We start from the raw sequence: 13,517 nt of genomic DNA, 5'->3' as shown, positions 1-13,517 counted from the left end.
TAATAACCAGACTCGTAAGCATTTTGTTTAAACTAGGCAACATTATACTCATCCTCCCTTTTCAAAAGGGAGGATGAGTTGCCTAGTTGAGCATTGGTTTTAGATGAGCAGTTTCCTCCCCACCTTCATTTACGACTTAATACTTATATTTCACACTGAGCATAAAATTACGTGGCTCACCATAGACCCCAGAGTTATAGAAGCCGATGTTGGTAAAGTAGTGTTGATCAAAAATATTATTTAAATTAATCGCAGTGCTTAAATGTTCATTAAACTGGTAGTTGGCCATTAGATCGACCAATACAAAGGCTTTCTGATCAATCACTTCACTACGTTTTTTGACATTGTTATATACCGTTTGCCATCCGTGGTTCTGCCAACGAACATTCCCGCCCACGCTTAAACCTTCGAGCTGCTGATCAAATTTATACTGGGTAGAGATATTAAATTGATGTTCTGGTTCCCATGTTGAAATCTTTTCACCATCATGGTCCTTAATTTGCTTATAGGTATAACCACTTTGCACTTGGACATTGGGGAAAACCTCACCAGAAGCTTCAATCTCTACCCCTTTAGTTTTGGCTTTCGCACCAATCCATGCAAAATCAACAGCGGGATTACTTGGCGCACCATTATAAACAATGTCCTCAATGGCACGATTGGATTCATGGATTTCAAAATAAGCGATACTGGCATTTAACTTGGCATCATCAGATTGAAACTTAAAGCCGCCTTCGTAGTTTTTACCTTCGTCTGGATCTAGAATTTTATTGGCTGAAGACTTATACCAGATATCATAAGGCATAAAGATATCGCTGAGACTGGCATAAGCACTGACTCGATCAGTGATGTCATAGACCACCCCAACATAGGGAATGAAGCGATTCTTTTCCTCAACCACACCTTGTAAGCCTTTCATTTTATAGTTGATCATACGGGTGCCTAAGAGCACCTTTAAATCATCTGCCAGATTTAAACGTGTACTGGCGTAGGCACCATATTGTGAAGTACGGTCATGGGTATAGGCATTTGGCTCACCCCAATTTGGCTGTGCAATATTGCCATCCCATTGGCTAAAATCGGGAATATGTGAATCATAACCCTGCATGCCACCATACCAATCTTTCCCCTTCCAACGTGAATAAGCCCCACTTGCGCCTAAGACCAAATCATGTTGCCGACCAAGCAGCGCAAACTTACCTGTGCTATACAACTCCAATGAATCACTGACAGTACGACCGATATATTGAGAAGGCCAAAGATTAGCAGAACCATCTAATTTAGGATAATAGCCTTGGATGGTGCCTAGTGTTGCATCATAGCCATTAATTTTATGATCATATTGCAGAGTCAGTGCCCAATCGTCATTAAATTTATGATGTACATTGGCAAAAATGGTGCGGGTATATTGTTTCCATTCACTCCAATTGGCACCATTATTAAAGGAGCGATCTGGATCAGGATTACGTTCCCCTTCACCATTAAATAAAGGAAAAGAGCCTGACCATGTCGATGCTTTAGGGTCATTGTTCTGGTAATCAGCACCCAGTGTAACTAAAGTTTTATCGCCTAAATCTGCTTCGACAATGCCATAAAATACAGCACTTTTACGTTCATAACGATCCATAAAAGATTCTTTGTCTTGACCCGCAGCCACAAAACGTCCACGAATAGTTTGCTCATCATTCAGTGAACCACTGACATCTGCCATAGCACGGTAATTATTCCAAGAACCTGCGCTTAAACTCAGCGATGCTTGAGTCTCTGCGGTTGGTTTTTTACGTACTAAGTTGATGGTTGCCCCTAAAGATCCCACCCCTGTAAGTAAGCCCGTTGCCCCTTTGAGTACTTCGACACGGTCATAAATAGCAGAGTCACTGAGCGTATTACCCGCAGCATAACCGACATTTCGAGTCGTAGAAGGAATGCCATCATATTGGAAATTATTAATGGCAAAACCACGAGAGTAATAACTGGTCCGTTCACTATCGTAAGCTGATACGGTAATCCCGGGGGTATGCGACATGACTTGATCAATATTATTTAACTGAAAATCATCCATCAACTGTCGCGTAATCACACTAATGGTTTGTGGTGTTTCTTTCGGTGTAAGCACTAAACGCGTGGCGGTGGCAATTTTACCTGGCGTATAAGAACCACTGTTTTCAGTAATTTCCCCCAATTGATTGGCAGTCACGACAATGGTCTCAAGTTTCGCTGTTGGATTGTCAGCGTGAGAATTTGTTGCCACGGCTGAATCCGTTGCCGTGTTTGCAACTGTTGTGGTTTTCGACATCTGACGTCGTTCAATTCGCCACACCCGTGGACTTTGTTGAACAAGCTGTAGATCTGTGTCTTTTAATAACTGTTGAAAACCCTGAGCAATATCAAAACTGCCACTTAAACCGTTGGTTTTATACCCCTGCGTCAGTTTCGGATCAAAAGACAATGCAATATTAGACTGTAGAGCAAAATTAGAAAGCGCTTGCCCCAAATCCCCTGAAGCCACTTGATAATGCTTTTGAGTTGCTGCTGTTTCAGCATGGCTAAATGCACTGACACCCAACATGCTGCTCAGTACCAATAAATGCATGACCGAATAACGCATTTTTTTCTCGCGGCTTATTTTATATGGTTTCGGTTTTTTCAAATTTTTTGCGTGTTGCAATGCTAGAGACACCATAACCCCCTATTGAATACCAATGAGTTCTCTTATTAGCCTTGCCAGTTGAGTTTTAAAAAAGTGTCAGCATTAAATTATTTTTTTTCACCAATACTGACCCAATAGCCTTGTGCATAGCGATTGATGTTTAACTTATAGGTGACAGCCAACATGCTATATAGCGTTGGCAAATCATTGATTGGATAAGTCCCTGATATTTTAATCTGAGCAATATCATCATCTAAAGCAATATAACCCTTTTGATATTTTCCTATACGCTGTACGAATTCAGACAACGGCAGATCATTCACGATCATCCAGCCCTGCGTCCAACTGTTGCGTGTAAGATCCGCACTTGTAACCTCGGCGGCCTGCTCGCGATTCAAATGACTTTGCTGACCCGCCGCAACAATCACTGCCTGAGTTGGATGACGTTGTGGTTGTAATTTCACTGCACCTTGCTCGACGAACACCCAAGACTGCTTTGGATCAAGCTCTACTGAAAATTCAGTACCCAAAGCCTGCATTTGCCCATGTTGAGTTTGCACAAAGAATGGGCGTTGCTGTTGATCTTTCGCAGTTTTAATCCAGATCTGACCTTTTCTTAGCACGACATTACGTTGCTTAGCGCTATAGTCCAGATCAATTGCCGATGCGCTGTCTAAATACAGTTCACCACCATCGGGGAGTTTAATTTTTTCAATTTTACCCACTTTTGTACGATAGTCTGCCGTCCATTGTTGTTGCTGATTTAAGCTATAGCCTAAATACAGTAACGATAGACCAGCCAAAACCCACATGTAATGACGGCGTTTTTTCCATGAAGATGATGTGCTTTGCTCTAAAATAGGCCGTGCTACTTCTGTTGGGAGTTGATCAAAAGTATGATGCAGTTGCTGCATTTTTTGCCAAACTTTGGCATGCACTGAACTTTGTTGCTGCCAGATCTGTAATTGCTGTAATTCTTGCGGACTCAATTCGCCTTGGTTTAAACGCATACACCAATCAGCCGCTTCATTTAAAATTTGTTGCGTCTGTTTTTGATCTTGTTTTTGATCTTGTTTTTGATTGTGTTGTCGTTCAGATTCATTCTGCTTTGACATTGGCTTAGTCGTCCAGCATGGCAGACAGACAATGTACATACGCTTTTTTCATATAGCGTTTGACTGAACTTAGGGAAATATCCAATTTGACTGCAATCTCATCGTATTTCAGCCCTTCAAGCTGTGCATAGAGAAAAGTATCGCGTACCACCACAGGCAGTTGCTCTAGCAATTGTGTCACTTCAAGCAAACTTTCGATAATCAAACAGTGTTGTTCTGGAGAGATTTCTTCGAGTTCAGGTTGTAGCGCCAACACATCTAAATATGCCCGCTCAATATGCTTACGTTGAATCCAATTGATCATCAAGCCTTTGGCTACAGTGGTCAAATAAGCACGTGGTTGCAATAATTCAATTTGCTGTCGTCGTGCCATCACTCTTAAGAAAGTATCTTGTGCCAAATCAGCTGCATCAGAGCTATTGCCTAACTTTTTATATAGCCATGCATATACCCAAGAATGATGTTCTTGATAAAGCTGAGCAATATCATGATTGGAAAGCGACGCAGACATGGAAAAAGTTTATTTAAGCGAATGATAATTATTATCAGTAATTTAATAGCTAAATTCAATCATTATTTTCATCTTAACCACGTCCTTGTCCAACTCGCTTTTATTGCACAAACCCAAGCTACATATCATCCATAAAGGTCTATCATCGACAATGGCATAAACTCCACAGATGAAATTAAAATTCTTCAGAATTAACGATCATCTATTAAGGAAGTATTATTTTTTCATCATGATTAATTTATAGGGATTTTGATTGTGCTTTTAACTCAATTAAAGGGCAATTCCTGCAGAAATAAAAGCAATATGATCTACAATACCTGTTCAATCTAAATCACTCTTATCGCCTAAGTATTCTTGCAAGCCATTTTGATCGTTTTGATCAATTCCAATAATATAAACCATACAACAAGCCGACTCATCTTCATTCAAATAATCCTGCTTACTAGAAATTTAAAAAAATGGGCAATATCCATCCCCCCATTCCTATAATATTTGGGTAAAACTTACGAGATGTATTTAAATCAAAAGTATGAATAGAATAATGGGGATTTTTTTTGTTTTTTATTTCAATATCTTATATATCAACTGATAAATTACAATCAATTGAGAATGCTAATATAACATTCTCAATTATTCAAATTAAGGTTTCAAAGCGATCTTAATAACACCATCACGTTGGCTTGCGAAATGTTCATAAGCATCCACTACATTATCTAGCGAATATTGATGCGTAACTAAATGGCCAAATTTAACACGCTGACTAGATACAATATTTAATAATCGTCGCATTCTCTCCTTTCCGCCTGGACAAGTCGATGTAATAATTCTTTTTTGGGCTAATCCTGCACCAAATCCATCCAAAGGAATAGGTATATTTTTTGAATAGACTCCAACACTTGAAATCACGCCACCTGGACGGGTTACATTCACACAAGTAGCTAAAGTTTCATCTATTCCTAAACATTCCAACGCAACATCAGCACCAATGCCATTAGTTAATTTCAACACCTCCTCAACGACATCACACTCATTTGGGTTTAAAACCACATCAGCTCCCATACCTTTGGCCAGCTCTAATCGGTTTAGGTTTGTGTCAACAGCAATAATCAATCCAGCACCACAAAGGCGTGCACCACTAGTTGCACATAAGCCAATTGGCCCTTGAGCAACGACCACAACAACATCACCGATCTTAATATTTGCAGATTCTGCCGCTGAAAAACCTGTACTAATGATATCAGGGACTAAAAGTACATCCTCATCAGATAAATTATCAGGAATAATTGCCAGATTCGCTTGCGCATCTGGCACCACAAAATATTCAGCTTGGCAGCCATCTAAATAATTTCCAACCTTCCATCCTCCCGCTGATTTCCATCCCGTTTTAGATTCACTACCACATTGCGCATGAAAACCTGTTAAGCATGATGAACATTGCCCACATGGCGTCACCGCAGCACAAAGAACACGTTGCCCTTCATGGTAAGCTTTTACTTGAGATCCCAGTTTTTCAATAACTCCAATTGGTTCGTGGCCTAAAGTCAGACCTGCTGTTACAGGATATTCTCCTTTTAAAATGTGAATATCTGTACCACAAATTGTTGTAGTTGTAATTCTTACCAATGCATCTGTAGGCCCAATATCTGGGATAGGTTTGTCTATAAGCTCAATACGACCGGGCTCAACGAATACTGTTGCTTTCATTATTGTCATTTTATTGCTCTCCATTGCAAAACATCATTTAAAAACAATAGATTTTTCAAATACAAATTTTTATTTATCGATTGATAAATAAAAATTATATTCTATATTAAAATTGATCAAAATACCAACAACAATACTTCCCTAATTAATATCTAATAAGAAACAACTCAACACTTAAAATGTAAAAATATTAATAATTTACCTAAAAGTATTTAGCAAAAAAGCTGATAATTAGACAATTTTACTTATTAATTCCATTCAGCAATCGGTGTTGGCATATGTAGTGCCAACTGAGCATCTTTGATCACATCCATTCGTAAGATTTTTTTAGCACCGAGTTGATCCAATAATTGACTGACTGGGCCACCATAACGATTTAACTCAACATGTTTTGGAAATAACTTTTGAGCAAAATTTTGGTTATTTGCCTGAACGTATGAACGATACCAAATACCATCAACCTGATTCAGCATGGTTTTCTTTTCTTGCTGTGATTGATTTTTTACAGTTTTAAGTTTTGGTGTTGGCGCAGATAGGCTGATGTCGAGATTGCCTTGAGTATCATATAAATGCGCTTGGACCTGATCAGCTATTTTTAAATCAATTGCAGTGAGCCACTTGGGTAAATCATAAGCATAAACACCACGTACACGTGCAATTTCAGTATCGACAGGTAGTGCAAGGACATAACCATAATAATCGCGTGTACGTGCAGATTTGATTAACTCTAAAATATTGGCGCCTTTTGCATGAGGACGGCGAACCACAACAGCAACAGATACTTCATCATAAGGATCATTATCACAGACATCATAGGCAAAAAAAGTAAGTGAGACCAATCCATAGCCAGGTATTGGGCTTAGGGGTTCAACTTTAGCAGGCAACTTTGCTTTTAACTTATCTAATGGTGCAAGCATCAACAGTTGAACATTGCTGGTTTTATAATAATAGTTTGGCGACCACACTTGACCTATACGTGTTTCAACCAGTTGCTTAGGAATCTTTCTAAAGAAATCTATATTGCCAATACCAGATTCTTTTGCAACTTGATCTAAATTTGGTTGCATATGGAATCGGTCATAAAAACCACCTTTAGGAACCAGTACCTTATGCGGTCCAAATTCAACCTCTACAAACGCTTTTGCATTTGGATATTGAGTGGTTGGTTGCTTTGCATTAACTCGATTGGTCATTACAGTATTTATATTTTGCATCGCTGTATTCTCTGGTGAATGTGAGATGTTACTGAGCTAATTGTTTGGGGTAAGATCATTTGCTGCAAAAGCAGAATGTATGAATACCAAACCTATAAAAGCGTTTGCGTTGTTCGATTTAAATTAAAAAATTTCAACATCGCTTTCACTCTAATTCAGCATTGAGTTCATGCTATGTTTAAAGTGGACTTTAAGGTCAATAGGGTTTATTTGTTTTTTAATTCAAATTGAATTGTGATTAAAATTCATACACAAAAAAACCGCAGCTCAAATTTAAAATGATGAATATAGATTTGATCGCACTTGCAAAAGATCAAATTAAAGCAAATGCTGAATGACGCCCAGAGTCAGCACTTTATGGGTAAAATGCCATTCATCTAAAATAGACAAAAAATTAAAAAACAGGCTTGACCTTAAAGCTTACTTCAATCTTATACTCACCATGAAACAACTCAGAGGAAATCATGATGACAAATACTTGGGTTATTAAGCATCGTATAATTCAACAGTTATTGGTTGTTTTAGCAGCATTATTTTCAGTGTCTTTTGCATCTGCGAATGATAACAGCAGTTCAAAATCAATTTCGAACCCATCTTCGTCAGGATCTAAAGGAAAAATATTGGTTGTGATGACCAATCATGACCAATATCCTTCACGTGAAGATACTACAGGGCTATGGGTAACTGAGCTCACACATTTCTATGACGTTGCGTATAAAGCGGGTTACCAAATGGATTTTATTAGCCCTAAAGGGGGTGCAGTGCCACTGGATGAGCGTAGTCAAAAATGGATCTATATGGATAAACAAGCACGCGCTTATTTAGCCGATCCTGCATTTATGTCGCGGTTAAATAACACTTTGCAGCCAACTGAGGCAAAAGCGTCTGACTATAAAGCAATTTATTTTACTGGCGGTCATGGTGTGATGTGGGACTTTCCAAATAATCCTGAGTTAACCGCACTGGCTGAACAAATTTATCGTCAAGGTGGTGTGGTATCCGCGGTATGTCATGGTGTGGCAGGTATACTTTCCCTAAAAGATGAACAAGGCAAAGCGCTCATTGCAAACCGTAAAGTGACAGGATTTTCAAATCGTGAAGAATCACTGTCAGGGATGAAAAAACAAGTGCCCTTTTTCCTTGAAAATCAGTTGAAATCAAAAGGTGCAAAATATTCTCAAGGATTTTTTCCATTTACCTCTTATGTCATTGTCGATGACCGTATTATTACAGGTCAAAATCCTCAATCACCGCGTGAAGTAGGCGAAGAAGTAGTCAAAAAATTGGTGACTATACAATAATTTAAATTAGCTAGATTGGACATATTTTGTGAGTGAAGGCTTGTAAAATATTGCTTCATCTTAAAGACTTGTGTGACAGCAATAAAAATTTTCCACGCTTAAAAAATGGGCACCACCCGAATCTAATTAAAAGACATTTCATCAATTCACAATAAATATCAACATGCTAAACAGAAATATTATATTGACTCAGTTTTTGTATTAGATTAGTATTTTAATGTAAATAATTATCATTATCATATAGCCAACAAAGCCTTGCCCTTTCTAGCCACGATAATTGTCCAGTTTTTTTATCAAGCAAAGGATAAAGCAATGTTGTTATCTAAAATGAAAATAGGTCATAAAACGCTGATTGCGAGTTCAATCTGTACCATTCTTGCGGGTTGTGGAGGCGGTGGTAGTAGTGGTGGTGGAGACAGCAAACCGAGCAATACTGCGCCCACAATTGATGCAATCAGCCCATTGACCATACAAACCCTAGACAGTAAAAAAATTAGCGTAACGGCGAAAGATGCTGAGAACAACGCGCTCACCTATAGCATCAAAACTGCGCCAAAATTAGGCACTGCCAGCATTGACAGTAAAACAGGTGTGATTACTTATATTGCAGGCAATGTGGTTGGCGCAGATACACTTGTGGTGAGTGTCAGTGATGGTTCACTGAGCACAGATCTGAGCATTACGATTAATACCCAAGTTGAGTCGGTGTTTGATTATCAATTCTACAAAGTCGCCAACCCTGAAACAGGTAATTCTCAAATTGTTCGTTATGACCCTAACAACGGCAAACAGGAGTATTACAGCAGTATCAGCAATGTGATTTTAGGCAATCGTGTCTTTGTAATGAGTGCTGCAAAAGATGGCGATAAGGCGGTTTATAAAAAACGAGAATATGCGATTTTCCTTGACCCAAATGCATCTAAAGAAACGCGTAATTACACACCAGCTGGCGCAACAACAGCAACTGAATATACATTCTATACCGACAATATTCTAAAACGATTTGATGCAAGTAATCCAAACAGTCAAGCCACCATTTTTAGTAGTGCAGCATTACCAGCAGCATTAAAAGCCGCAGAAATGAAAGTGATTGGCGATACACAAACCATGTATCTCAATGAAACAGATATTGATAATTCTTATGTGCAATTGCGTACTTTTGCCAAACTACCCGATATTTTTAGAGGCGAACTGTCTGACAATATTAAAAATGCCTATATCACTGTGCGTTTATCAGATGGCAAAGTGACACAGGGTCGAACCATTAAACAGGTTGTCAATAACACGACTGGTAAAACTGATTCAGTATTGGTCAACTACAGTGCTGCCTATGTCAAAGGAAGCTACCCAACCGCAAGTAATGAAGCTGCACGTTTACAAAGCTGTACCGTTGATTTGGTCACCTGTACTGATATTGGTGGAGGAACAGGTCAATACTACTTCTTAGCGCAAAATGATAGCCATATTTATCTGGCAAAAGAAGGGGTAAAAACACTTTATGCTTATGATAAAACTGCAAAAACCTTAGCGAATGTAACAGGTGCAGAATACCCTGCAAATTATAATCCTGAACATCATCAACTTAAATTTGGTGGTGGCCATGGTGGTGCGGGTATCTTTAGTAATTTCTTTAACATGCCAAATGTAGTCGATAATTTGGCAGAAGGTAATACTGGTTATTTATTGATTAATTATAACCTTGATACACAAAATGCAGCGATCACCCATTCCATATTTGGCAACGCCTATGTCTTTAAAAATGCCGAAATTCTGAAATTGACAGGCACCAGCGCAAGCAAAATTTATGATAATGGCACTGGTACGGATTTAGCCAATAATTCAAGCAATGTGGCTTTGTCATATAACCTCAACCTTACTGCGGTCAAAAATGGTTATTTATTTGTCGAAGCGGCCAAGTTATCTAAAGACAAGATGAACCTTAACTATCAACAATGCTGGTTAAATACTGCAACCACAACCACAAAAACAGCGTTGGATAATGCCGTCATTGATCAGGATATTCCGTACTTTACTTCAATGCGAGTACCTGCGGTGGCAGTCGGTGATTATGTCTATGTCAATGAGACCAATCCAACTGCAGCAGCAACCCGTGTTTATAACGTTTATAAATTACCACTCAATGCGCCAACAGCCAGCAAAACCAGCGTCACCCCAACGTTTGGCCGTATGTACTTTGAACGTACTGCATTCCGTGCCAATGGCGTTTATGAAGGCAATGTATTGTTATGGAATAAACGTGCCAATCAGGCAACAGATCCAACTGACACAGTCGGTAGTATTGTCAATGCCACCACGGGCAAACTCATGGGTAACATCAAGGATTTAGAGGGTGGAGGTGGAATTACCAATGTCACTGCTGACGCTTCAGGTAATGTCACTTTGGCTGGGATTGGTGGTCTATTTGGCTTGCATATGACAGGTACTCATACTGGTGTTCCTTTACTGACCAGTGGCTTCTCAGAAAAAGAAAAATCATTGAAAAAAGTCAATGAAATTAATGGTTCTTGGATTACTGACTAAGCCATACGTACTCATTCAATCGGGTTGCTGTTTCCATTCTTAAGATGGGGCTGCAACCCTGCGTTTATTTTGACTGGATTTCTGTCATGAACACACCTCCCTTTCTCCCACGATATCTATTATTGAACCTGTGTATTGCTGGTGGATACTCTCCTTTCTATCATCTCTATGCAGCAGAAAATAAGAAAGATACCGACATAAATGATGAACACCCCACTAAACTGCCTGTCATTGAAGTTACAGCAGAAAAAGTCCTCAAGGCAGAGCGACAAAATCAACAAGAAATGTTTAACAAACCCTATTCCAAACAGATCATCAGTCAGGAAAAAATTCAACAGGAAGGCTTAGCCGATGTCAAAGAAGCGATTCGGGATATTCCTGGTGTTTCCATTACCGAAACTGGGGCTTTCGGTAAAAATGTAAAAATTCGTGGTCTGACTGGGCAACGCGTGGTCAGTGTTGTTGATGGCATCAAAATCGCCAATCAAGGTTTAGACCATTCAGGTTCCGGTGAAATCAATCAGGTGGATATTAACAACGTTGAAATGATTGAAGTGGTAAAAGGTAGTCCTGCGGTGATTTACGACCCGGGTGCATCAGGTGGCGTCATTATCGTCAAGACCAAACCTATACAAATGAGTCAAGGCATCGGGGTCAGTCAAAAATTCGCTTATGATGAAGGTTATGACAAAACCAGTTCCACCACCAGTCTAAACGCAGGCATGGATAATTTTGGTGCAAAGGTCACTTATACCAAAGAATCGTCCAATGACTATCGAGTCCGTGGTGATGCTGATAAAAAATATGCGATTAGTAAAACCAATGCATTAAATGCAGTGAATAGCACAGTAACCGTCAAAGATTTGGGTTATGACGCCGAATCACTGAGTGCCAAATTATCAGGAAAATTTGCTAAAGATAGCCAAATTGATCTCGATTATGATCAATGGATCGGTAAAGATATTGCATCAGCACATGGGAATACCATGCAAGATGCAATGGTGATGCTGTTGGCACGCAAAGAGCGTGAATCAAAATCCATCACTTATCGTAAAGACAATCTGGGTATTTTTAATAACTTCTCATTTAAATATAACAAACAATCCTTATTAGAACGCCAACAAGAAGGTGGTTATACCGAAACCTTAGACAGTGATAATTTTAATGCCAATCTATTTTTAAACTGGCATCAATTACAAGCCAGTTTTGGTCTGGAAGCTGTTTTGGATAAAGCCGTCACTGCGGTGTATTCTGAACAAGATTATTATGCAGGTTTTACGAATTTAGAATATGACTTCGGCACATGGACAGGTTTTGCAGGAGTACGCGCCAATTATTGGGCAACCCGACAAAAATTACTGCCAGGTGCAAATGCTGAACTTGCCTCGCAACTCATCGGTATTTCGGGAATTACCCCTGAAAAAACCATATTCGAGCCAACATGGGCGCTTGGAGCACAATATCACCTCACCGATACTCAAAATATTTCTGCCAACATCAGCCGTACTTTCCGCGCACCTGATTTGTATGAACGCTATACGTTTGGAGGCTTTTTGGGTGGAGGTTTAGCTTTACAACCTGAAGAAGGCTACCATGCCGAAGTGGCTTGGAAATACCTCAATGATCATTGGGCCTTAAATACCAGTGTGTTTTATAGCGACTTTGACCAATATATTTGGACGAAAACCAATCGTAGAGTTATTGATCGGGCTGGTTTGGAAAGTTGTATTCGTATAGGGAAATGCAATATAGCGACAGGCGATTTTAATGATCGTGAATCTGACTTTTTCCAAGACACCACCCGATATTATAATGCCGACCAAGTCAATAATTGGGGTATGGAATTCAGTGCCAATTATATGGATGAAGTGCATGATTTTGGTATTTCAGGCAGTTTTAATAAAATTGATTCTGAAGATGTTTTTGTGCAAGCTGCGGCACATCCAATTGATATTAACAGCCATTATAAATATACCTTTAGCCAATTGCCGTTACAGCCATGGGTGAAAGGCAAAATTCAGACCGTATTGAATGAACCTCAAGTCATACAAAAAGGCGGCTTTGATTCTTATACCATCGGTAGCCTATATGCGGGTTTTAATCATAAATATGTCAATTTAAGTGCAGGGATCCGTAACCTCGGTAATACCACCTATAGGGCTGCGTATAGTGGTTTAAATGGTCTGGAACGTACTTATTTTATCAATGCTGAATTTAAATGGAATAATTATAAATGAATGTAAATTTTTGGATTGTTGCCCTTGTCTGTGAAAAGAGATTCAACATGATGATCATCTAATCTGTTCTATTTCAATCCAAAGTTTATATAGGAGACGTGAAATAAAATCAAAGCAAAAAAAAGACCCTTAACAATTTAAGGGTCTTTTAAATATTTTGCGGAAGCGGTGTTCTATAACAAATATTCGTGGTGCTGGAATGCTTTCAGACATGTCTCTGACTACTTTAATGTGGCAAAAATGA

Annotated in this window: 8 protein-coding genes; 3 read left to right on the top strand and 5 right to left on the bottom strand. The window is 39.1% G+C overall.

Annotated features, from left to right (window positions below):
* Nucleotides 1–136 precede the first annotated feature (136 nt).
* The 5 genes from ACZ5QH_RS06105 to ACZ5QH_RS06085 form a co-directional block, all read right to left on the bottom strand.
* A complete protein-coding gene (locus tag ACZ5QH_RS06105) occupies nt 137–2,683 on the bottom strand; it encodes a TonB-dependent siderophore receptor (RefSeq protein WP_419761929.1) in 2,547 nt (848 codons plus the stop codon).
* Nucleotides 2,684–2,757: 74 nt separating this feature from the next.
* Nucleotides 2,758–3,765: a FecR domain-containing protein gene (locus ACZ5QH_RS06100; protein ID WP_303577297.1), complete on the bottom strand. Its 1,008-nt coding sequence runs from the start codon at nt 3,763–3,765 to the stop codon at nt 2,758–2,760.
* 4 nt (nt 3,766–3,769) lie between these two features.
* Nucleotides 3,770–4,276, bottom strand: coding sequence for a sigma-70 family RNA polymerase sigma factor (locus tag ACZ5QH_RS06095; RefSeq protein ID WP_239046211.1), 507 nt, complete (start codon nt 4,274–4,276; stop codon nt 3,770–3,772).
* A 639-nt stretch (nt 4,277–4,915) separates the two neighbouring features.
* A complete protein-coding gene (locus ACZ5QH_RS06090; protein WP_303577298.1) occupies nt 4,916–5,989 on the bottom strand; it encodes a zinc-binding dehydrogenase in 1,074 nt (357 codons plus the stop codon).
* A 239-nt stretch (nt 5,990–6,228) separates the two neighbouring features.
* Nucleotides 6,229–7,194 carry an acetoacetate decarboxylase gene (locus ACZ5QH_RS06085; protein ID WP_419761931.1) on the bottom strand — a complete coding sequence of 322 codons (966 nt, stop codon included), beginning with the start codon at nt 7,192–7,194 and terminating at the stop codon, nt 6,229–6,231.
* Nucleotides 7,195–7,661: 467 nt separating this feature from the next.
* Between ACZ5QH_RS06085 and ACZ5QH_RS06080 the strand changes: the two genes are divergently transcribed.
* From ACZ5QH_RS06080 to ACZ5QH_RS06070, 3 genes are all read left to right on the top strand, one after another.
* Entirely contained in the window at nt 7,662–8,495 is an 834-nt protein-coding gene (locus ACZ5QH_RS06080) for a type 1 glutamine amidotransferase domain-containing protein (RefSeq protein ID WP_303577299.1), read from the top strand.
* A 312-nt stretch (nt 8,496–8,807) separates the two neighbouring features.
* Nucleotides 8,808–11,036 (top strand): Ig-like domain-containing protein, encoded by a 2,229-nt coding sequence (locus ACZ5QH_RS06075; protein ID WP_303577300.1) that lies wholly within the window; start codon nt 8,808–8,810, stop codon nt 11,034–11,036.
* An 86-nt stretch (nt 11,037–11,122) separates the two neighbouring features.
* Complete coding sequence (locus ACZ5QH_RS06070; RefSeq protein WP_303577301.1) at nt 11,123–13,273, top strand: TonB-dependent receptor; 2,151 nt, start codon at nt 11,123–11,125, stop codon at nt 13,271–13,273.
* Nucleotides 13,274–13,517: the final 244 nt, after the last annotated feature.

It is taken from the genome of Acinetobacter sp. Ac8, assembly GCF_055392545.1.
Note: the sequence above shows the minus strand (reverse complement) of the source record. Positions and strands in the feature narration are given on the sequence as shown.